22 protein-coding genes are annotated in these 22409 nt (G+C 62.8%); 4 read left to right on the forward strand and 18 right to left on the reverse strand.

Annotation, left to right across the window (positions count from 1 at the left end):
* Positions 1-108: 108 nt before the first annotated feature.
* Positions 109-729 carry an acyl-homoserine-lactone synthase gene (locus BMY38_RS04630; protein ID WP_092760185.1) on the forward strand — a complete coding sequence of 207 codons (621 nt, stop codon included), beginning with the start codon at positions 109-111 and terminating at the stop codon, positions 727-729.
* A 17-nt stretch (positions 730-746) separates the two neighbouring features.
* On the forward strand, positions 747-2276 hold the full coding sequence (locus tag BMY38_RS04635; protein WP_092760187.1) for an ATP-dependent DNA helicase: 1530 nt from the start codon (positions 747-749) through the stop codon (positions 2274-2276).
* 164 nt (positions 2277-2440) lie between these two features.
* Here BMY38_RS04635 and BMY38_RS04640 read toward each other — a convergent pair whose 3' ends face one another.
* From BMY38_RS04640 to BMY38_RS04700, 13 genes are all read right to left on the reverse strand, one after another.
* Entirely contained in the window at positions 2441-3196 is a 756-nt protein-coding gene (locus BMY38_RS04640; protein ID WP_092760189.1) for a TIGR02186 family protein, read from the reverse strand.
* Positions 3193-4116: a sulfite exporter TauE/SafE family protein gene (locus BMY38_RS04645; protein ID WP_092760191.1), complete on the reverse strand. Its 924-nt coding sequence runs from the start codon at positions 4114-4116 to the stop codon at positions 3193-3195. The genes BMY38_RS04640 and BMY38_RS04645 overlap by 4 nt, the downstream gene beginning before the upstream one ends.
* 142 nt (positions 4117-4258) lie before the next feature.
* Positions 4259-5065, reverse strand: coding sequence for a purine-nucleoside phosphorylase (locus BMY38_RS04650; protein WP_092760193.1), 807 nt, complete (start codon positions 5063-5065; stop codon positions 4259-4261).
* Positions 5049-6014: an ABC transporter permease gene (locus BMY38_RS04655; RefSeq protein ID WP_092760195.1), complete on the reverse strand. Its 966-nt coding sequence runs from the start codon at positions 6012-6014 to the stop codon at positions 5049-5051. The genes BMY38_RS04650 and BMY38_RS04655 overlap by 17 nt, the downstream gene beginning before the upstream one ends.
* Positions 6015-6107: 93 nt before the next feature.
* Positions 6108-7265, reverse strand: a complete 1158-nt coding sequence (locus BMY38_RS04660; protein WP_245737494.1) for an ABC transporter permease — start codon at positions 7263-7265, stop codon at positions 6108-6110.
* Positions 7262-8794: an ABC transporter ATP-binding protein gene (locus tag BMY38_RS04665; RefSeq protein ID WP_217638780.1), complete on the reverse strand. Its 1533-nt coding sequence runs from the start codon at positions 8792-8794 to the stop codon at positions 7262-7264. Before BMY38_RS04665 ends, BMY38_RS04660 begins: the two co-directional genes overlap by 4 nt.
* 75 nt (positions 8795-8869) lie before the next feature.
* Positions 8870-9865, reverse strand: coding sequence for a BMP family lipoprotein (locus BMY38_RS04670; RefSeq protein WP_092760199.1), 996 nt, complete (start codon positions 9863-9865; stop codon positions 8870-8872).
* 125 nt (positions 9866-9990) lie between these two features.
* Complete coding sequence (locus BMY38_RS04675; RefSeq protein WP_092760201.1) at positions 9991-10386, reverse strand: GNAT family N-acetyltransferase; 396 nt, start codon at positions 10384-10386, stop codon at positions 9991-9993.
* Positions 10383-11009: a tRNA (adenosine(37)-N6)-threonylcarbamoyltransferase complex dimerization subunit type 1 TsaB gene (gene tsaB, locus BMY38_RS04680; RefSeq protein WP_092760203.1), complete on the reverse strand. Its 627-nt coding sequence runs from the start codon at positions 11007-11009 to the stop codon at positions 10383-10385. Before tsaB ends, BMY38_RS04675 begins: the two co-directional genes overlap by 4 nt.
* Before the next feature lie 2 nt (positions 11010-11011).
* Complete coding sequence (locus BMY38_RS04685; protein WP_092760205.1) at positions 11012-11572, reverse strand: NifU family protein; 561 nt, start codon at positions 11570-11572, stop codon at positions 11012-11014.
* Positions 11573-11681: 109 nt separating this feature from the next.
* A complete protein-coding gene (locus BMY38_RS04690) occupies positions 11682-12137 on the reverse strand; it encodes a universal stress protein (protein ID WP_092761201.1) in 456 nt (151 codons plus the stop codon).
* A gap of 19 nt (positions 12138-12156) precedes the next feature.
* Positions 12157-13263: a hypothetical protein gene (locus tag BMY38_RS04695; RefSeq protein ID WP_092760207.1), complete on the reverse strand. Its 1107-nt coding sequence runs from the start codon at positions 13261-13263 to the stop codon at positions 12157-12159.
* Positions 13236-14099 carry a branched-chain amino acid aminotransferase gene (locus BMY38_RS04700; protein ID WP_092760209.1) on the reverse strand — a complete coding sequence of 288 codons (864 nt, stop codon included), beginning with the start codon at positions 14097-14099 and terminating at the stop codon, positions 13236-13238. Before BMY38_RS04700 ends, BMY38_RS04695 begins: the two co-directional genes overlap by 28 nt.
* Before the next feature lie 109 nt (positions 14100-14208).
* On the opposite strand from BMY38_RS04700, the gene BMY38_RS04705 reads away from it, so the two are divergent.
* Entirely contained in the window at positions 14209-14745 is a 537-nt protein-coding gene (locus BMY38_RS04705) for a YdcF family protein (protein ID WP_175495769.1), read from the forward strand.
* Here BMY38_RS04705 and BMY38_RS04710 read toward each other — a convergent pair.
* The 3 genes from BMY38_RS04710 to BMY38_RS04720 form a co-directional block, all read right to left on the reverse strand.
* Entirely contained in the window at positions 14717-17014 is a 2298-nt protein-coding gene (locus tag BMY38_RS04710; RefSeq protein ID WP_092760213.1) for a glycosyl hydrolase family 28-related protein, read from the reverse strand. The genes BMY38_RS04705 and BMY38_RS04710 overlap by 29 nt on opposite strands.
* Positions 17015-17249: 235 nt before the next feature.
* On the reverse strand, positions 17250-17642 hold the full coding sequence (locus tag BMY38_RS04715) for a DUF4864 domain-containing protein (RefSeq protein WP_092760215.1): 393 nt from the start codon (positions 17640-17642) through the stop codon (positions 17250-17252).
* Positions 17643-17704: 62 nt separating this feature from the next.
* Positions 17705-19285, reverse strand: coding sequence for a lysine--tRNA ligase (locus BMY38_RS04720; protein WP_092760217.1), 1581 nt, complete (start codon positions 19283-19285; stop codon positions 17705-17707).
* 84 nt (positions 19286-19369) lie between these two features.
* Between BMY38_RS04720 and BMY38_RS04725 the strand changes: the two genes are divergently transcribed.
* Positions 19370-19801 (forward strand): tellurite resistance TerB family protein, encoded by a 432-nt coding sequence (locus BMY38_RS04725; protein WP_092760219.1) that lies wholly within the window; start codon positions 19370-19372, stop codon positions 19799-19801.
* 20 nt (positions 19802-19821) lie between these two features.
* Here the strand turns inward: BMY38_RS04725 and BMY38_RS04730 are convergent, their stop codons facing one another.
* The gene (locus BMY38_RS04730; protein WP_092760221.1) at positions 19822-21072 is read right to left on the reverse strand and encodes an Hsp70 family protein; all 1251 of its coding nucleotides are present in this window, start codon (positions 21070-21072) and stop codon (positions 19822-19824) included.
* Between the two features lie 263 nt (positions 21073-21335).
* Positions 21336-22361: a tryptophan--tRNA ligase gene (trpS, locus tag BMY38_RS04735; RefSeq protein WP_092760223.1), complete on the reverse strand. Its 1026-nt coding sequence runs from the start codon at positions 22359-22361 to the stop codon at positions 21336-21338.
* Between the last annotated feature and the right edge of the window lie 48 nt (positions 22362-22409).

A 22409-nucleotide genomic window follows, 5' to 3' on the forward strand; every position in this document is an offset into this window, starting at 1 on the left:
TACCGTACGCGGGGCCGTTCCGTATTTTCCGAGCTGCCGACCGCTTACCGTCTTTTAACCTGCTCGGGCTGAATCCCTTCCGTCATCAACGACCGGAAGGACCGCACGATGATCCGTTATCTCTTTGGCTCGCAACTGGACGAGCACTGCGATCTGTCATCCGCGATGTTCCGCGACAGGACAGCCCAGTTCCGCGATCGAATGGGTTGGGACGTCATTGTCGACCCGCTGGGCTGGGAAACGGATGAATTCGACGCCCTCGATCCGCTGTATGTCATCGCCGAAGACGCCACGGGCGGCCATGCCGGGTCGCTGCGGTTTCTGCCGACAACAGGTCCGACGATGCTGCGCGACGTATTCCCGCACCTGACCGGCGGGCGGCCGATCCGCGACCGGCTGATCTGGGAATGCACCCGCTTTTGCTTGTCGCCCAGCTCTGATGGCACCGTGACGCGACGGCTCTTGCTGGCGGCGAGCGAACTGGGGCTGGGCATGGGGTTGTCCCATGCCGTCGGCGTTTTCGACTTTCCGATGGTGCGCATCTATCGACGTCTTGGCTGGCCGCCCGAAGTCTTGAGAAGTGCCGATGGCATCTCCGCCGGGATATGGACGTTCTCGGATCAGACGCACGACCTGCTTTGCGGGGCGACCGGCATTTCCGCGCGGGCCTCGCGCGACTGGTACGAGGCGCAACTGGGCGACGTCCTGCCCCTTCCCGTCCGCGCCTGAGGCTATAGAAGGGGGCGATGAGCGATCCCGCCCCCCAACTCTCCAGCGATCAGGCCGAAGCCTGGGACCGCATTGCCGACATTCTGTCCGACAGCGGCATTTCCCTGGCCGACGGCTGGGCATCGGAGCGGCCCGATGAAGACAGCCGCGTTTTGGCGGTGACGGGTCGGGCCGGGTCGGGCAAGACGCTGCTGCTTGCCGAATTGGTCAAGTCGATGCGCGAAGCGGGTCTTGATCTGGTGTCGGGTGACTATGAACGCAAGCGCAAGGACAAGCGCACGCTGGCGGTGTTGGCCCCCACCAACAAGGCGGCGTCAGTCCTGCGCACGCGGGGTGTGCCCGCCACGACGATCCATCGCATCCTCTATACCCCGGTCTATGACCCGCAGTACGAGCGGATCGCCGAGTGGCTGGCGGGCGACGCCGACCGGCCCGAGGTCGAGGGAATCAGCGACGAAATGCTCGACCGCGCCAAACGGGTCTATGACGAGACGTCATCGGTGCCCGGTGCTCTGGCCTCCGCCGGGTTGCGCGGGTCGGATTTCATAACCGGCTGGAAACGCCGCGAAGCCCCGCTGGACATCGGATTTGTCGACGAATCCTCGATGCTGGACGACAAGCAGTACGAAGATCTGAAAGAGATATTCCCGACCCTCGTGCTGTTCGGCGACCCGGCGCAGCTGGCCCCGGTGAACCAGTCCGGGCGGATGGTCTTCGACCGCTTTTCAGGCACCGATCATCTGCATCTGGAGCGGGTGCATCGACAAGAGGCCGACAACCCGATCCTCGACCTGGCACACGCGCTGGGCGACCCGGCTCTCGATTTCCACAGCTTCGAACAGATGATAGAAGCGGCGGCGGCCAGGGACGATCGCGTCGTCGTCGCAGGCCGGGTCGACAGTGATCTGATGGCGCGGTCGCCTGTTCTGGTCTGGCGCAATGCAACCCGCATCCGCCTGATCCGCGCTTTCCGGCAGGCGCACGGGGCCGACGATACCCACTTGCTGCCGGGTGAGCCGTTGATCTGCGACGGTTTGGAACTGCCCCTGAAACATCGCAAGCGCCGGATCGACCTTGAAGCGCGGGGCCTGATCAAGGGGGCGCAGGTCGTCTATCTGGGGCCGGGTCGCAAGCCGGGGTTTTCCAAACTGCACGTTGTCGGCGCGCCCGACCCGGAAATTTCGGTCAGCAGTATCGTCAAGATCGAACACCCCGACGAAGAAGAGCCTTTCCTGCCCTTTGCCGCTCGCATGGGAGCGGCGTTTCTGCACGGGGCGGCCGTCACGACCCACAAGGCGCAGGGGTCCCAGTGGGACAGCGTGCAGGTTTTCGCGCCCGATCTTTATGCCGCGAGCCGGGCCGGTCGGATGGAGGCGGGGCAGCAGCTCTGGAAACGTCTGGCCTATGTCGCCATCACCCGCGCAGTCACCCGGTTGATCTGGGTGAAACGTTACGCGCTGGCGATGCCCAGGGTGCCGCTGGATACATCGGACCTGCGGGTGGAGCCTGTGGCCCTGACCCTGGAACGGCAAAGCGACGACGCCTGAAAAGCATCCTCATCACCGGTGCATCATCGGGCATCGGGGCGGCCACGACGAAACTCTTTCTGGCCGTCCTGCACATGGCGTCGGTGCCCGAAGAAACGAACGTGCTGACCATGACGATCGTGGCGAGCGCGACGCCCTATGGGGCCGGGCGCGGCTGACGTGTGCTAGTTCTTGAACAGGCGGAAGACCGCGCTGGCCCCCCAGCCGGCGACGATGGCGATGAACAGCGACAGAAGCCCATAGAGGATCGGTTCGTCATTGGCGAGCGCATAGATCCAGCGTTCCAGCCCGACCTTCTGAACGTAGATCGACGTCGCATAGCTGTCCACGACCTCGCCGTTGCGGGTCAGAAAGATGCGGGTGTTGTAATTGCCTTCGGTCAGGTCCGCAGGCAGTGCGATATCCGCGGAAAAGAGCGTCGAGTCCCGGACCTGCACCGATTCTTCGGCGGTTCCATAGGTGCCCGCCGCCGTGTTGACACGGATCAGCGCCTCGAGGAATTCCGGGTCGTTATCCGTCATCGTGGTCATGTCCGGCGCGGTCAGGGCGCTGGCCGTGGTGATGCGCCAGCGGTCATCTTCCGCGGGGGTCAGCGCACGGGACAGCGGAATCGACGACGACACGGAATAGAAGCTCGGTGCACCATTCACTTCGCGCGAGTCTGTGTTGACCCAGATGCCGAACCGCCGCGCCTTGCGTCGGACCGTGATGTTCTCGCGCGGGCCGGTTACGGTAATGATGACGGCCATGTCGGTCCCGACCGGCTGTGGCGCATTGCGCTTGATGGCGCCGAACACGAGAATTTCGGAGCCATCGAAGTTGGTCGATATCGAAATGCGATCCTGACTCAGGTCAGCCACGATTTCTTCGGCGCGAAGCGGCAGGCCCGCGACCAGCAGGATCAGCAGAAGGCGGATCATTCCTGACCTCCGAAACCGACCGAATACAGTTCGGCCGGCTCGATCAGAAGGTCCAGCGCCAGCTTGCCGGAGACCACCAGAACCAGGATAGCCAGCAGGATGCGAAGCTGCTCGGCTTTCATTTTGACGCCGATTCGCGTTCCGATCTGTGCACCCACGACGCCGCCCAGCAGCAGCAGGACGGCCAGCACCATATCGACGGTATAGTTGGTCGTGGCATGCAGCATTGTCGCGAAAGCGGTGACGAAAATGATCTGGAACAACGATGTGCCGACGACGACCTTGGTGGGCATTCCCAGCAGATAGATCATCGCGGGCACCATGATGAACCCTCCGCCGACGCCCATGATCGCGGCCAGAACACCGACCAGCAAGCCGACGATAACCGGGGGGATCACGCTGATATAAAGGCCGGATGTTCGAAACTTCATCTTGAACGGAAGTGCGTGAATCCAGCTTCGCTGACGGCGCACCGTTCTGGGCGCAGGGCCTGCGCTGCGGGCCCTGCGGATGGAGTTCAGGGACTCGAGGAACATTAGTCCGCCGATCACACCCAGAAAGAGCACGTAGGACAGCTTGACCAGCAGATCCACCTGCCCGAGTTCGCGCAGTATGGCGAAGACCTGAACGCCGACCGCGGCCCCGATCAGACCCCCGACGAGCAGGACCAGCCCCATTCGGAAATCCACCGTCTTTCGCTTGAAATGCGCCAGAACGCCGGAAAAGGACGAGGCGACAATCTGGTTCGCCTCGGTCGCGACGGCGACGGCTGGGGGGATGCCGATCATGAAAAGGAGTGGCGTCATCAGAAAACCGCCACCCACGCCGAACATGCCGGACAAGATGCCTACCAGTCCACCCAATCCTAAAAGAAGGAAGGCATTGACCGAAACTTCGGCAATCGGAAGATATATCTGCAAGGGGCACCTCATGCGGTGGATATCACCCCTAAACAAGATTGGGGGCAGGCGGTCAAACCCCCTGCCGGATTGAAAACCCCGAGACGACGTAAACTTCCCCTTCTGGACCTAAGCCAAAGGTGTGACTGGCCACATTGTCCGGCTAGTCCGGTTCACTCAGAAACCGATGAAGCACCCGCTCCAGCTTGGCCGCTCCGATAGGGGCCATGGCCTTGGTGTGGTCGTGGCTGATCGCTTCGTCGCTCAGTCCCGCCGCCATGTTGGTGATGGTCGAGATCGCAGCTGCCTTCATCCCCAGGAACCGGGCCAGTATGATTTCCGGCACCGTGGACATGCCCACGGCATCGGCACCCAGTACGCGGATCGCACGAATTTCGGCGGGCGTCTCGAAAGATGGGCCGGAATACCAGGCATAGACTCCTTCGTGCATCTCGACCGCTTCGGCCTGTGCCGCATTGCGCAGCGCGGCACGCAAGGCAGGATCGTGGGCATCGCCCATCGGGACAAATCTGCGATCGGTCGGCTCTCCGATCAGGGGGTTCAGTCCCGAAAAATTGATGTGGTCCGACAGAAGCATCAGAGATCCGGTCGGCATGTCCGGGCGCAGACTGCCTGCGGCGTTGGTGGCGATCATACCCTCGGCGCCCAATTTTGCCAGGACCTCCAGCGGCAGGCGCATCGCATCGGCACGTCCCTGTTCGTAATAATGCGTCCGCCCGCCGAAGACGGCAACGCGCGTCCCGCCCAGATCGCCGATCACCAGCCTGGGATTGTGCCCGGACACGCCCGCATGGGGGAAACCGGGCAGGTCGGCATAGTCGATGGCGACGCCCTCGACCTGCTCCGCCAGATGACCCAGGCCGGACCCGAGGATCAGACCCAGACGCGGTGCCTCGACCCCGGCCCGGTCGCGGATCAGGGTGGTCAGGGTTTCAGCGTTCCTTGACATAGGGCTCCCCCCCGGCGCGCGGCGGGATGGCCCGACCGACGAACCCGGCCAGGATCACGACAGTAAGAATATAGGGCAGGGCCTGCATGAACTGCGTCGGGATCGGGATGCCGAACAGGTCCAGCGACTGGAACCGGTTGCCCAGGGCCTCCAGCAAGCCGAACAGCAGCGTCGCCCCCAAAGCATACCAGGGCCGCCACTTGGCAAAGATCAGCGCGGCCAGCGCGATGAACCCGCGTCCGGCCGACATCTCCTTGACGAAGCCTGCCGACAGGGCGGTCGCCAGATAGGCCCCGGCGATGCCGGTGAGCACACCGCAGATCATCACCGCGGCATATCGCAAGCCCACGACGCTGACGCCCGCAGTATCCACCGCTGCAGGATTTTCGCCAACCGCGCGCAGGCGCAGGCCGAACCGGGTGCGGAACAATACCCACCAAGTGATCGGGACAAGGGCCAGCGCGACATAGACGAGGATCGAATGGCCCGACAGAAAGTCCGCGTAGATCGGCCCCAGATAGGGGACATCGCGAACCGCATTGGCAAAGGGCAGGGTGATTTCCTGGAACCGTGCCGCGCCTTCCAGTTGCGGGGTCCGTCCGCCCAGCGAAAACCATGCTTCGCCGATCACGACGGTCAGGCCGGACGCCAGAAAGTTGATCGCCACGCCCGAAATCAGTTGGTTGCCGCGGAAAGTTATGGACGCAACACCGTGGATCGCCGCCAGCACCAATGACGCGCCGATACCCGCCATCAGACCGATCCAGACGCTGCCGGTATAACTGGCGACCGCCGCCGAAAAGAACGCCGAGGCCAGCATCTTGCCTTCCAACCCGATGTCGAAAATTCCTGCCCGCTCACTGAACAGGCCTGCCAGACAGGCCAGAAGAAGCGGTGTCGCAAGACGCAGCGAGGAGTCGAGCAGTTGAATGACGCCGAGGAAGTCCATGTCAGCTCCTGTCGGTGGCGAGGCGGAAGGCCGCAGATGGTTGGTGCATGCCTGGATGCGGCAGCGGACCGGAAAGGACGTGCAAAGGGCCGCTCATGGCTCGATCTTCGCATCGTCTGGATGGCCGCCCGGTTGCAACGGTGTGGTCGGCAGCGGCGCCTCGGGCTGACGTCTCCGCGACAGGAACATTCGTTCAACCGGCGATCGCACCATGTTATCCAGCGCGCCGGTAAACAGGATCACGAGCGCCTGAATCACCAGGATCATTTCGCGCGTCATGCCGTTCATCTCGAACGTCAGTTCGGCTCCTCCCTGATACAACGCCCCGAACAGCAGCGCCGCGATGAACACGCCCAGTGGATGCGACCGACCCATCAGCGCGACCGCAATGCCGACGAATCCCGCGCCCTGTACCGGGTCCAGCACCAGACGTTCCGCCTCGCCCATGACGGCATTGATCGCCATCAACCCGCTCAGACCGCCCGAAATAAGCATCGCGAGCATGGTGATCCTGACAGGAGAGATACCGGCATAGAGCGCAGCGGGTTCCGAATGGCCGAAAGCGCGGATTTCATAGCCCAGGCGGGTCCGCCAGATCAGGAAATAGACCCCGATACAGGCCAGAACCGCGACCAGAAAGCTGACGTTCAGCGGCGTGGATCTGGAAAAGCCGACCCACGGCAGAATATCAGCCGCATTGGGAAGGCGCGCGCCTTCGATGAAACGCGCGGTTTCGGGCGAGGCGCTGCCCGGCACTTTCAGCACATTGGCCAGCAGATAGACCATCAGCGCGGCGGCAATGTAGTTGAACATGATCGTCGTAATGACGATGTGACTGCCCCGCCGGACCTGAAGGTAGGCTGGTACGGCAGCCCAGAGCGCGCCGAAGATCATTCCCCCGATCACGGCGGCGGGCAGGGCCAGTGCCCAGTGCGGCCAGTCGATGGAGAGCGCGACCAGGGCCACGCCCAGCCCGCCCAATGCCGCCTGACCTTCGCCGCCGATATTGAACAGACGCGCGTGGAACGCGACCGCGACGCTCAGGCCGGTAAAAATGAAATTGGTGGCATAGAACAGCGTGTAGCCCCAGCCATAGGCCGATCCGACCGATCCGTTCACGAGGATATACAATGCCTCGAACGGGTTCTTGCCGATCAGCGCCACGACAAGCCCCGAAACGAACAGTGCCAGAGCCAGATTGATAAGTGGGATCAGGACGATGTCGGCCCATTTCGGCATGGCGTCGTTCATGCCGCATCCTCCGTGATGCCCGCCATCAACAGTCCAAGCTCGCCCTGATTGGTCTCGGACGGCAAACGTTCTCCCATGATCCGGCCATCGAACATGACGGCAATGCGGTCGGACAGAGCCATGATCTCGTCCAGCTCAACGCTGACCAGAAGGATCGCCTTGCCCTGATCGCGCAGGGCGACGATCTGCTGGTGGATGAACTCGATGGCGCCGATATCGACGCCGCGGGTGGGCTGGCCGATCAGCAGAAGGTCGGGGTTTCGCTCGATTTCGCGGGCCAGCACGATCTTCTGTTGATTGCCGCCCGAGAAGTTCTTGGCGGCAAGATTCGGGTCTGGCGGGCGGACGTCGAACCGCTCCATCTTGTCGACACAGTCGGTTTTGAGCGCCGAATTATGCATCAGCAGGCCCGAGTTGAATTTCGGGTCATCATGATACCCGAAGCCGATATTTTCCCACGCCCGGTAATCCATGATCAGACCTTCGCGCTGCCGATCTTCGGGCACATGGGCGATGCCGCGCGCGCGGCGGGTGCGCGCGTCGGACGCGGACCCGGTGATGTCGATCTGCTGGCCGTTCACACGGATCACGCCGGTGCCCTTGGCATAGCCGCCCAGAATCTCCAGCAATTCCGACTGTCCGTTGCCGGATACGCCCGCGATGCCCAGCACTTCGCCCGCCCGGATGGTCAGGTCGATGCCGCGCAGACGCTCGACGTTTCGGTCGTCGACCACCCGCAGGTTCTCGACCTCCAGCACGACAGCGCCGGGTGTGGCAGGCGTCTTGTCCACCCGCAGCAAGACCTTGCGGCCGACCATCAGCTCGGCCAGCTGTTCGGGCGAGGTCTCGGCGGTCTTGACGGTCGCGGTCATCTCGCCGCGCCGCATCACGGACACGGTGTCGGTGATCTCCATGATCTCGCGTAGTTTGTGGGTGATCAGGATGATCGTTTTCCCCTCGTCGCGCAGACCTTTCAGAATACGGAACAGGTGGTCGGCTTCAGCGGGAGTCAGCACACCCGTCGGTTCATCCAGGATCAGAATATCGGCTTCGCGATACAGCGCCTTCAGGATCTCGACGCGCTGCTGCTGACCGACGCCCAGGTCCTCGATGATGGCGTCGGGGTCGACGTCCATCTCGTAATCGTCTGCCAGCTTCTTCAGCAGCTTGCGGGCCTTCGCCAGCGACGGCTTCAGCAGCCTGCCGTCTTCGGCGCCCAGAATGACATTCTCCAGAACGGTGAAGTTCTCGACCAATTTGAAATGCTGGAACACCATGCCGATGCCAGCGTCGATGGCGGCCTGACTATCGGGAATTTCGGTTTTCTTGCCGCCGATGAATACCTCACCCGAGTCGGCCCTGTAAAATCCGTAAAGGATCGACATGAGCGTCGACTTGCCCGCGCCATTCTCGCCGATGATGCCATGAATGGTTCCGCGTTTGACCTGGATTGAGATGTCCTTGTTCGCCTGCACCGGCCCGAACGCCTTGGAAATGCCGCGCAGTTCGATCGCAAGTGTCTCGTCCATGCCCATCCCCCGGCCGGTCGTGATACGGGAACGAGGCCCCGAAGGGCCCCGTCCGGTCTTGTCGGTGTCGCTGCCTCAGTAGGCGGGGCAGCTGCCGTCCGTTGTGAAGTCGTGGACTTCGATTTCGCCTGCGATGATCTTGGCCTTGGCCTCTTCGACGGCGGCGACCATTTCCGGGGTGACCAGATCCGCGTTGTTGTCGTCCATCGCGAAGCCAACGCCGTTGTTATCGAGTCCCATGACCGAAATGCCGGTCTCCAGCTCACCCGCGGCGCCCTTGGTGAAGGCGTCATAGACGGCGTTGTCCACGCGCTTGACCATCGATGTCAGAACCTGGCCCGGGTGCAGGTAGTTCTGGTTGCTGTCGACACCGATCGAAAGGATACCGGCATCTGCAGCGGCCTGAAGCACACCGATCCCGGTGCCACCGGCGGCGGCGAACACCACGTCGGAACCCTGGCTGATCTGGCTGCGGGTCAGTTCGGCACCCTTGACCGGGTCATTCCATGCGGTGGGTGTCGTGCCGGTCATATTGACGATGACATTGGCATCCGGGTCTGCGGCCTTGGCACCCTGGGCATAGCCACAGGCAAACTTGGAAATCAGGGGGACGTCCATGCCGCCGATGAAGGACACGGTGCCCGTCTCGGACGCCATGGCGGCCATCATGCCGACCAGATAGCTGCCCTGATGTTCGGCAAAGACGACCGATTTCACGTTGGGCTGATCGACGACCATATCAACGATCACGAACTCGGTGTCCGGATAGTCGGGCGCGACGACTTCGAGGGTCGAGGCATTGGCGAAGCCCAGAACGACGACGGGGTTCGCACCGCGTTCGGCCATGCGGCGCATGGTCTGTTCGCGCTGGGCTTCGTTGGCCAGTTCGGTCTCGGAGTAGTCGCCCCCGGTCTCCTCGACCCAGCGTTGTGCGCCGTTGTAAGCGGATTCATTGAAAGATTTATCGAACTTGCCGCCAAGGTCGATGATCAGGCCGGGCTCGGCGAAGGCCGTTCCGGCCGTCAGGGCTATGGTTGCCACGGCACCCATGAGGGTCTTGTTGATGGTCATTGGTCTCTCCCGTCGAACGGACGTTATTGTTTGCACCCCGAAGGGGCCACGTCACCATTGATGCATGGGATAAGGCCGCAGGGACGGCGGAAGGTCAACCTGAGTCTGTCGGCTATGACCTGTGGTCAAAGGGTCTTGCGCAGCAGACGGGCGTCTGTGCCGTCATAATAACCGGGCCGCAAGCCGACCTGTATCCAGCCGGTCGCGGCATAAAGCGCGCGGGCGGGGGCATTGTCGGCAGCGACTTCCAGAAACGCCTGCGTCGCGCCCAGTTTGCGCGCCTCGCGATCGAAATCGCTCAACAGGGTGCGGGCGGTGCCCTGACCCCGTTGTGCCAATGCGACCACGATCGTCAGAAGCTCCGCCTCATCGGCCATGACGCGGCCCAGCGCGAAGCCATCGTTCCCGCTCACGATGATCGTGTCGGACCTGTCGAGCATCGCGGTGAAGCTTTCGGCGGACCAGCGCGCCGACCCGTCGAAGGCCTGCGCGTGCAGGGCGGCCATCTTCTTTGGCGTCACGGCAGGATGACCGGCGGCAGGTCGGACGCGGGCGCGGCATCGGCGGGTCGCAGATAGACCGGTGCGGCGCGCGGACGGTCCCGCCCGGCGCGGCAAGCGGCAAGGCGTGCGATCTGCGGGGCAAGGTCGGGTGTAGGGAGGACAGCGCGTCCGGTCGCCGTCGCCACCCTTTCCGCAGCCGGTCCGGTCAGCGGAGCCAACCAATCGGCCGGAAGGCCCGTGGGCGGCATGACGATGACCTCTCCGCGATATGCCAGATGGACCAGATCGCGCGGCGCAGGCAGGCAGACGACCACGTCGCGCCCGTCGGCATAGGCATCCGGCAGGCTCACTCCCTCGCAGGGAATATCCAGCCCCAGCGAAAGGCCACGCCCGGCGGCTACCGAAATCCGGGTTCCGGTGAAATTGCCCGGCCCGGTACCGACACCCAGCGCTGCGAGTTCGGCCCAGTCGACACCTGCCTCGGCCAGAACCTCTTGCAGAAGGATCATAAGGCGTTCCGCCTGACCCTTGCGCATTTCCTCGATCCGATGCGCCAGAACCCTGTCGCCCGACACCAAAGCGGCCGCGCAATGCGCGGCCGAAGTATCGAACCCCAGGGTCAGCCGGTCAACGCTCGCCATGGTCACAGACCAACGGGGCGAACCTCCAGCACTTCGGGAATATAGTGCCGCAGCAGGTTCTCGATCCCCATCTTCAGGGTCATGGTCGACGAAGGGCAACCCGCGCAGGCCCCCTTCATCTGCAGATAGACCACCCCCCGCTCGAACCCGTGGAAGGTGATGTCACCCCCATCCTGGGCCACGGCGGGACGGACGCGGGTGTCCAGCAGCTCGGTGATCTGGCCGACGATGGCGCTGTCTTCTTCGGCGTGATTGGCACCGTGCGCAGCCTCGGCCTCGCCCTCCATGATCGGATCACCCGACTGGAAATGCTCCATGATGGCGCCCAGAATGGAAGGCTTCACATGGTCCCATTCGGTTCCGTCGTCCTTGGTCACGGTGACGAAATCATTGCCGAAGAACACGCCGGTCACACCGCCGATGGCGAAAATGCGACGTGCAAGCGGCGACTTTTCCCCGGCTTCGGCGGTCGGGAAATCGGCAGTGCCCGAGTCCAGCACGGATTGACCCGGCAGGAATTTCAGGGTTGCGGGGTTCGGTGTGGTTTCGGTCTGGATGAACATGAGGGTGCCTCCGGGTTGGACTCTAATGTGAGCCTCCGATCCCCCGATGTCAACGATCTGGAACCGTTCTAAACTGGATCAGCGAAGCATCAGGGTCTCGGGCGGGCTGTCACGCGATATCTTCCAGCTGCTCCTTGGACAATGTGCCTGGCACGATGGTGATCGGTACCGGAAGACTGCCCGCCGATCGTGCAAGTTGCGTCACAAGTGGGCCCGGACCCTTGCCTTCCGCTGACGCGCCCAGAACCAGCACGCCAATCTCCGGATCTTCCGTGACCTGTGCCAGAATTTCGGTCACCGGTTCCCCCTCGCGGATCACCAGATGAGGTTCCAGCCCGTGCTTGTCGCGCATCCACTTTGCGAAAACCTCGAAGTGGGCGACGATGCGTTCGCGGGCTTCCTCGCGCATGATGTCGCCGACGCCGATCCAGTGGTTGAATTCGTCCGGCGGGATCACCGAAAGGACCTCGATGCCGCCGCTAGTATGTTCTGCCCGCAGCGATGCGAAACGCATCGCGTTCAGACATTCTCGACTGTCATCCAGGATGACGAGAAACTTGCGCATGGGTGCCCCGGTCGTCGTTTCAATGGCTTTCAGCATTGCCTTGCGCGGGCGGTTCTGTCCACCGGGTTGGTGCGACAATCACAGGGCGCAACAGGCCCCGAAGGACAATACCGCTGAGCCGCGTGCCGATGATGACCGCGATCTGCGCGGCCGTCAGCCAGATCAGAAGCAACGTTCCCGCCGCCATCCGGCCAAGCCTGACGGTCGCGCGAAATACGCGGGTCTTGCCCAATACCGCAAAACTGCGCGTGGTGCGGGGGCCGGCGGCCTCGGCCACGCGGGCCAGTTTCGCCGCATCTTCCGGCGTGTCCACGAAGCGCGCCAGACGCAACGCTTCGGCGGGCGATGTGGCGGTGGCCACCCGGCCCAGATCGCCCGCCAGCGACTGGATACGCGCCAGTGCAGGCGCGTCAATCGCGTCCTCCAGGCGGGCGACGCCCGTCATCACCTCGTCCACCCGCGACCAGCGAACGGGCAGCCGCAGCATCCGGGCAAGATCCGGTGTGACCGATCCCATTCGGCGCGCCAGTCGCAAAAGGCCTGTGCCCGCCTTGATCGTGACCGACGATCCGCCGGAAACCACAATGGCCCCCGTCGCCGCCAGGCCGACCAGCGCCAGACCCGCATCCAACTCGTCCACCGGCCTGTCGCCAACCCATGCGACGCCGGCGCGACGCAGCGCATTCAGATCGCCCAGCGGCGACATCTCGAACGGGACGGCGCATGCGGCGACCTGGGTCAGTGTGGGACAGGTCGATACGTCCGCCATACAGGCCGCGCAATCGGCGGCCATGGTGATCCAACCCGAACGTGCGTCGATCATGGCTTCGGCCGAACGGGTATCGACGGGCCGTTTCAGATCGGCACTCAGATCCATCAGCATCCGTGCCCGGTCGACGTCTCGGGTCGTAACGGCATCGGCCAGCGCGCCCTCGATCCAATCCGACGTTGCCGCGCGACTGACCTTTCGCTCCAACGCGATGCGCAGGTCGTTTGCGGTCCGATCCACGAAAGGCCGTGCCAACGGATTTGTCGAAAGCGCCCAGACAGTTGCCGTCACCGTAACGATCAACGGCAACACACGGAGCAATCGCAGGATCATGCCGCCGAGAGCGCCCAGTCCCAATACATGTCCCGCACCCGACGCGTGACGGGGCCGACCTGATACTGGCGGTCATCGAAGGCCGTGACCGGCGTGACCTTGGTCAGGTTCCCAGACAGGAACACTTCATCCGCGTTCCGGATGTCGTCGAAGGTCAGCACGTCTTCATGCACGGTGACCCCGTCGCGGGCCAGATTGGCGATGTGACGTGCGCGGGTGATCCCGGCAAGGAACGTGCCGTTGGCGATGGGGGTGAAAACTTCGCCGTCGCGCACCATGAAGACGTTCGACGTGGCCGATTCCGCCACGTTGCCCAGCGCATCCGCGACCAGCGCGTTGCCGAACCCGGCGCGCTGCGCTTCAGCCAGCATGCGGGCGTTGTTGGGATACAGACACCCCGCTTTGGCATCGCAGACCGCATCCTCCAGCACCGGACGGCGAAAACGCGTCGTGGTCAGGGTCGTGGTCCTGTCGGGCGCGTGCATCGGCACTTCCTCCAGACAGATGGCGAAACCGGTTTCCTCGCCCGACGGCACCAGCCCCAGCTCGCTTCCGTGGATGCCCCAGTACATCGGACGAATGTAAATCGCGGCATCGGGGGCGAAACCCTCCAGCCCTTCGCGGATCGCCTCGACCATCGCGTCCTGCGTCTGCGTCGGGGTCAGCATCAGCGCCTCGGCGGAGCGGTTCACGCGGGCGCAGTGACGGTCCAGATCGGGGGTCACGCCTTCGAACCTGCGGGCGCCGTCGAAAACCGACGATCCCTGCCACATGCCATGATCGGCGGCACGCATCACCGGGACATCGCCGTCATGCCATGTGCCATCGAAATACGTGCGGATCACCTTGCCGAAAGCCATGTCATTCCCAGTCTGTATCGTACCCTTGGTCGCATCGACGATAGGGGTGCGGCATCACCGCGTCCAGCGACCCTTGCGCAGATGCAAAGCTTGCCGACATGAAGGACCAATGACACCATTCCGACCTGCCCCCGATGGCCCGCCGCATCCTGTGGCGCCCAAGACCGTCGCCCTGATCCTCGGGGCGGCCGTGTCGTCCGACGGCACCCCGTCGCCGACCTTCGATCTGCGCATTCGACGCGCTGTAGACCTGTGGCGGACGGGGCGCGTATCCGCAATCTGCACCACCGGCGGACGCGGCCGTTTCGGTCCGCCCGAAGGCCAAGTGGCCCGCAATGTCGCGCTGGCGCTCGGCCTGCCGCAAAGGGCGATCCTGGTCGAAGACCGGTCCACCAATACGTTCGAGAATATCGCGTTCGCCAAGGCTCTGCTTCCGGACGACGTCACGGTTCTGATCGTGTCCAACCGCTGGCATCTGCCGCGCGCGCTGATGATTGCAGGGCTTCTGGGCCTGCAAGCCGAACCTTCGGGTATTCGCGGAACCGCCACGCTGAAACGCAGCGTGACGGCAACCCTGAGAGAGGTCGCCGCCACGCCGGTCTCCGTCTTTCGTGCCGTCAGGTGGGCGCGTCGCACCGGGCGGTGACGAAGACCTTTCCCTTCACCGCTTCGGACCAGACGACCCGCGCCGACTGACCGTTTGCGCCGATGCTGCCGCTGGCATAGGGCATCGTCCAGACCGCAGCGTTACTGCCGGTGCGGATCGCCCCGTCGGGCAGGACCGCCGTTACCACCTTGGCCCGACCCTTGAAGGGCATATAATCCGCCAGATCGGTTTCCCATGACGCCGCCGCCGTGTTCACGACCACAGGCACCGTGACCGGATTCTGGAACTGCTTGGCGACTGCCTGAAAGGTGTTGGAATGGACGTTCACATCGGTGAACCGGCCATAGTCCAGTTCGGCATAGGTGGTATCGACCATATCCACCCGCTCCAGAGACTGCCCCCGGATCGTCTTGAAATTATTGCCGGTGACCGTCATCCCGTTGATGTAGTGACCCTGACCGAACGGCTTGATGTGGATCGGACGATAACTGCTGGGCACGTTTGACGAGAAAATGATGTTGCCCAGAATTTGCAGCCCCCCGAACGAGAATTCGGACTGGAAATCGGGCGCGCCGTCATGTTCGTTCGTCCACTCCAGATAGGCGTTGTCGACATAATTTCCGACGAAGACCGTCTTGGCCTGTGCGTCGGCAAAGACGATCCCGGCGGTGCGTTCGCCCAGGGTATCGTTGTCGCCCTGGAAGAAGTGGTTGCCGGTCACGATGTGCCCCGATCCCCCCAGCACCGCGAAGTGGCGGAATTTGACGGCCCTGTTGTTGCGGATCTTGGTATCGTTGGCATTGACGTTGAAACCGATGGTCTGCCGGGCCGACACGTCCTTCTGTTGTTCGGTCGACAGGAACTGGCAGCGGTCGATCAGCATACCCTGACATCCCAGCCCATGACTGGTCACGCCACGGTCGCGCGGCCCGTTGATGAAACAATCCTTGATGTGGAAAATCAGACCTGCGGGCGGCAGCAGGATACCGGACGACCGTCCCGCCATCAGCAACTCTACATCCTCCAGAACAAAGCGTTGCAACTGGTCGAAGCCACTGAAGTCCAGCGCATATTTGAAGCGCCTGAAGGTGTAGGCCTGCTGCGACGGCGCGCCCCAGAGCGCGGCGCTCAGCGTGATGACCCCGGTAGAGACGTTCGTCGATTTGACATAGACCTCGCGCCCGACCCCGACGGGGCCCTGCACCAGCGATCCGACCGCGATGGAAGAAATGTTCGGCACATTGGTCAATTCGCGCGGGCTGGACGGGTCGAAGTCACCGCTCGCTGTTACTGTCGTCGTGTCGAAACTGGCGGTGTTCTGCACGTCGATCTGACCGTTCTTGATCGACCGCTGATTGGCGTAGGTTGTCTTGTCATAGACCGCCGCCTGCACGTCCAGCGGTTCGGTCAGCTCGATACGGCGACCCATCAGATCCAGCGTGTCGTGGTCGGTGAAGTTGAAGAGCGCCTGGATGGCCCGGCGAAAACCCTCCTCCTCATCGTCGAAGGCGTCGATATAGCTGTTGATCTCGAAGTTCCGCACAAGGCTCAGCCGCTTCGACCGCGGCATCTCGCACCGGCCCTCGAACCGCACCGGGCTGTTGAACGTCACGTGATTGTTCAGCAGATAGGTGCCCGACGACACCAGAACCGCCCGTCCGTTCGCATCGGCGTCCGCCCGCTCGAAGGCCGAGGAATCGTCGGTCACGCCATCGCCCTTCGCGCCATAATCGCGCACGTCGACCCAGTCCATCATCGTCCGCAGGAAGGCGCTGGTGATGTCCTCGACCTCGATGTCGTCGATACGCACCGTGCCGCCGTTGGGCCCGACCAGGTCAAGGCCGACATGGGTAAAGGCCACGTCCTGGCCAAACGTCAGGTTCACGCCGCCCCGGTTACCCGTGCCCAGGATGACGCTGACGGTTTCGACCCGGCCATAGGCGCTCAGCGCCACCTCGGGGCCTGCGGTCGTCGCGCCAAACACCAGGTCGCCATTCGCCTTGACCGGCGTGGCGGCGGCACGGACGCGGGCCAGATTGCCCGAGATGGCCTTCACCCGGATCGTGACCCGGTAATAACATCCCGGAAAGATCGGCGTATTGCCCATCCAGCGCAGCTTCTGCACGCTGTCGGTCTTGACCATTTCCAGGCAGCCGCCGAAATCCTGATCGACCGCCACAAGCACAGCGTTGCCTGAATTGTCATAGGTATCCGATCCGGACAGCCCGTCCTGCCGGGACCAGACATTCAGCCCTGCCGCAAAGGCCGGGGGCGCGAGGACGAGCCCCTCGGTGATCGACTTGTTCATTCCTGTCCCCTTCCGCAGGTCGCGCAAAATGAAAAAGGACCGCCCCAGCGGCGTTCAGCCGGGACAGTCCTCATCTGTGAGTAATGTGATGAAAGTCGCCCTTCACCCTGGAAAGCGGCCTTCGAAAAAGAAGGGTTTTCCGTGCCAAACGCGATTTCAGCCGGTTCAACAACGGCCAAACTGACGACGCACGGTTAAAGAAGAGTTAACGCACGTGCCTCTGTTCTGATTTGTGTCAGGCGCCGACTTCCGGGGCCGTCAGAATCTGGACGCCGGCGATTTTCCAGCCGTCAGGCGTCTCGACCATCGTGTATTCCAGTCTGTGCAGTCGCCCGAACCCGTCGGTGATCAGGATTTCCTGCGTCCAGACGCCGCCATTGTCCTCGCTGCCCAGAAACTCGACCGTTCCGGGTTGCCAGACCATCGGATAGCCCTGCCGGACCATCAGGCCGAAATTGTCCGCATTTCCGAACATGCTCCGGATGTTGGGCGCGGCGAAGGTAAAGGCCGTGTCGAAGTCGTCGGCCTTGAACGCCTCGATCTGGCCGCCGATCGCGCCCCGGATCGCACCCTCGTCGGCTTGCGCCATACCGGCTGCCAGCAACAGCCCTGCAATCAATCCCTTCACACCGTATCCTCCCGAATTGCACGTCTGAAACTAGACCACCGAAGGCACGGATCAATCGCGGATTAGTTTCCGACAAGTTCTCCGGCCAGCGCGCGGTCAATCAGATCGGCCGTTTCCGCCACGCCATACAGCGCGATGAACCCGCCAAAGCGCGGTCCCTGGTCGGCCCCCAGAAGCACCTGATACAGCGCCTTGAACCAGTCGCGCATCGGATCGAACCGCTCGCGCCCGACGTCATAAACCGCCCCCTGCAACGCTTCGTCGTCCACCGCCCCGTCCCACGCAAGCAACTTGTCGCGCAGTTCTTCCAATGCCGCGCGTTCGGCATCGGTCGGCAGGCGGTATACCTTCGCAGGTGCCACGAAATCGTTGTAATACCGCACCGCTCCTTCGGCGGCACGATCCATCTGCGGATGTGTCCGGGGGTCGGCATCGGGCGCATACCGCCGGATGAACCCCCATAGTGCGTCCTTGTCTTCCGCCCCGGCAACCGATGCCAGGTTCAGCAACATCGAAAACGGCACGATCATATCCGACGCGGGCACCTGCCCGCCGTGGAGGTGAAACACCGGATTGTTCAGCTGCTGCACCTGGTCCTGTCCCGGATAGGCGCGCAATTGCTGATGGTATTCATCGACCGCCTTGGGGATCACGTCGAAATGCATCCGCTTGGCGGTCTTCGGCTTCTGGTACATGAAATACGACAGCGACTCCGTCGCCGCATAGGTCAGCCATTCATCGATGCTAAGCCCGTTGCCGGACGACTTCGAAATCTTGTGCCCCTCCGCGTCGAGGAACAGCTCATAGGTGAAGTTCTCGGGCGCGCGGCCCCCCAGCGCCCGGCAGATGCCGCCATAGATCGGCGTATTCGCGGCGTGATCCTTGCCGTACATCTCGAAATCGACGCCCAGGGCCGCCCAGCGCGCCCCGAAATCCGGCTTCCATTGAAACTTCACCTTCCCGCCGGTGACCGGCAGCGTCCATTCCCGCCCGTCCTCGTCATCGAACGTCACCGTGCCGTTTGCAGCGTCCACATGCTTCATCGGCACATACAATACCCGTCCGGTCTCGGGATGGATCGGCAGAAAGATCGAATAGGTCTGCCGCCGCTCCTCCCGCAGCGACTTCAGCATGATCGCCATCACGTCGTCATACCGCTCCGCCGCGCGCAACAGCACGGCGTCGAACTGCCCGCTGCCATAGAATTCCGTCGCGCTGATGAAGTCATACTGAAAGCCGAAGGTGTCCAGAAACCGCCGCAGCATCGCGTTGTTGTGCCCGCCGAAACTGTCGTGCGTTCCGAACGGATCGGGCACTTTCGTCAGCGGCATCTGCAGATACCCGGCCAGCGCCTTGGGGTCCGGCACGTTCTCGGGCACCTTGCGCATTCCGTCCAGATCGTCCGAAAAACAGATCAGTCTCGTCGGAATGTCCGAAATCATTTCGAATGCACGCCGCACCATCGTCGTGCGTGCGACCTCGCCGAAGGTTCCGATATGCGGCAGGCCCGACGGACCATAGCCGGTCTCGAACAAGACATATCCCTTGTCCGGCGGGGCTTTTTCATACCGTTTGACCAGCTTGCGGGCCTCTTCGAATGGCCAGGCCTTCGATGTCATTGCGGCGTCGCGCAGGCGTGTCATGGGGTCATCCTATGGGTTTAAGCCGATCCGACCTATTGCGGCAGTGCGGCGTCGTCAATAAATCCTTGGAGGAAGGAGACGCCAATGCCCGCTCAAGACACATCTTCACCCTCCATGTCCGGTCAGGATGCCTTGGTGGCGCTGATGATCACGGTCTCCGCGTCCGATGCGACGATCCGCACGTCCGAGCTTCTGACGATTCAATCCATCGTCAACCATCTGCCGATTTTCGCGGGCTTCGATGAGGACCGGATGGAAGCCATCGCGCAAACCGTTTTCGATCTGCTGGAAGAGGAAGACGGCCTCGACGCGATCTTCGGCCTGATCCGCGACGCCCTGCCCGACACCCACTTCGAGACGGCATATGCACTGGCCTGCGACGTCGCGGCCGCCGACGGCACGGTATTCCAGACCGAGTTGGAGCTTTTGCGCGAAATTCGCTATGAGTTCGAGATCGACCCGCTTCATGCCGCCGCCATAGAACGCGGTGCAAGGGCGCGTCATCTGAAACTCTGAGGCGGGCGCAGGCCTGTCGATCAGGAACGCCCCGCCGCCCGCGCAAGGCCGTCTGTCACGGCGGTAAACACATCGCTGAACGAATGCGATGCGTTCGGGAACAGCGCTTTCATCGTGTCCGACACGATCGACATCAGGCTGGACCCGCCGACATAGATCACCCGGTCGACTCTCGACGGGTCCAGACCGGCCAGATGCAGCGTCTCCTGCGCGCCGGTCCAAAGCTCACTGGCACAGGGTGTCAGAATTTTGCTCAATGTATCCGCCGACAATGGTGCCCCAAGCCCCCGTTCGATCTGATCCAGCGCAATACCCGCTTGCTGCATCCCGCCATTCGCGTCGATCTTGCCGCGTTCGACCGCGAAGGCCAGATCGTGCCCCAGCTCATCCCTGAGAACGGCAATCAGACGGTCCAGCTTCTCCGGCTCCTCTGACAGGCGCGTCATCTCATCGACGGCGCGACGGGTCTGCGCGTTATAGAGGAAGGGTATTTTCTCCCATGTTGCCAGATCATTGAAGATCGCGTTGGGCGCGGTCAGCAGGCCCGGACCGATCACCTTGCGCAGCTGCGTTCCCTTGCCCAGAAGTGGCATCACCCGCTCGATGCTGATGGCACGATCGAAATCGGTGCCGCCGATGCGAACGCCATGGCTCGCCAGAATCTCGACATCCGCCCCAGCCGACCGGAACAGCGAGAAATCCGACGTGCCGCCACCGATATCGACGATCAGCCCGACCTCGCCCGATTGCTCGGTCGCGCCGCTGGCGATGGCCGCGGCAACAGGTTCGAACATGAAGTCCACCGATGTGAACCCCGCCGCCAGATAACAGGCCCGCAGGTCCGCCTCGGCCTGTGCCTCGCGCGCATCGCCCGTTCCGTGAAAAACCACCGGACGGCCCGATAGAACGCGGTCGAAGGTCAACCCGGTGTCAGTCTCGGCACGGGTTTTGATCTGGTTCAGGAACCGCGCGATGATCTCGACGAAGGTGACGCGCTCGTTCAGGATCTGGCGTTTTTCGTGCATCAGCGTCGTGCCCAGCACACGCTTGAGCGCCCGCATGAACCGCCCCTCGGCCCCCTCCAGCAGCGCGCGGTTCGCCGCCTCCCCGGTCAGGGTCTGCCGGGTCTCGAAGTCGAAGAAGAAGGTGGTCGGCAGACTGGCTTGGCCCAACCCCATCTCGATCAGTCGGGGCTTACCGTCGTGAAGATACCCGGCGGCCGAATTGGACGTGCCGAAATCGACACCCAGGGCGGGGCTGTGTCGTGCCATGCTCGATCCCTTCTGAACCGCACCGAAGGGCGCGGCTCTAGTCGGGTCGGGGAATGGCCGTCAAGCGAATCCCTCTGTGCGTAAACCGGAACGCAGCGTGTTGCGCATGTCGACCCGACCGTTCGCAAGCGACTGCAAGATGATATGAACGGGGGGTGCACAGGGGGTGCACGGGGGGTGACACCCGTTATATGCCGGAAAAAAGGGCAGGATGCCGTCGCCCCCCGACCCGCAATACGGCAGGAAAACCCGAAATCCGGCCCTCAGCGCACCATCCCGACAATGTCATAGGTCCGCTCCAGGATCGGCACCGTGATTTCCCGCGCCCGCTCCGCTCCTCGCGCCAGGATACGGTCGATCTCTGCCGGGTCCTGCATCAGCCGGGCCATTTCTGACGACACCGGCGCCAACTTTGTCACCGCCAGATCCGCCAGGTCCTGTTTGAAGTATCCGAACATCTTGCCGTCATTCGCGGCAAGCACGTCAGCCACGGAACTCTCTGACAAGGCAGCATAAATATTCACCAGGTTCCGCGCATCCGGCCGTCCTTCCAGCCCTTCGACGGTGCCGGGCAGGGGGTCGGGATCGGTCTTGGCCTTCTTTATCTTCTTCGCAATCGCATCGGCATCGTCCGTCAGATTGATCCGGCTCGCCTCCACCGGATCGGACTTCGACATCTTTTTCGTGCCGTCCTTCAACGACATGATCCGCGTTGCCGCCCCCTCGATCACCGGCTCGGTCATCGGGAAGAAATCCACGCCATAATCATGGTTGAACTTGGCCGCGATATCCCGCGTCAATTCAATGTGTTGCTTCTGATCCTCACCCACCGGCACATGCGTCGCATGATAGATCAGGATGTCTGCTGCCATCAGTGCCGGATAGGCAAAAAGCCCCAGCGACGCGGCTTCGGCGTTCTTGCCGGATTTGTCCTTCCACTGCGTCATCCGACCCATCCACCCCATGCGGGCGACACAGTTGAAGATCCACGCCAGTTGCGCATGTTCAGGCACCTGGCTCTGATTGATCAGGATGCTCCGCTCCGGGTCGATCCCCGATGCCAGAAAACCCGCACATAATTCGCGCGTATTGTGGCGCAACGTCTCGGGCGCTTGCGGGACGGTGATGGCATGCAGGTCGACCATGCAGAACACCGTCTGATGCGTGCCCCGGTTCTGCCAGTCTGTGAATTTTGTGATGGCACCCAGATAGTTGCCCAGCGTCAGCCCACCCGACGGCTGAATTCCTGAAAACACGCGGGGGGTGAACTGGTTCTTGGTCTCAGGCATCGAAACGCTCCGGCAGGGGTGGCCTTGGATGGGGTCATCGCTTAGCCA

Source organism: Jannaschia helgolandensis, assembly GCF_900109285.1.
In the GTDB taxonomy this organism is placed as follows: Bacteria; Pseudomonadota; Alphaproteobacteria; order Rhodobacterales; family Rhodobacteraceae; genus Jannaschia; species Jannaschia helgolandensis.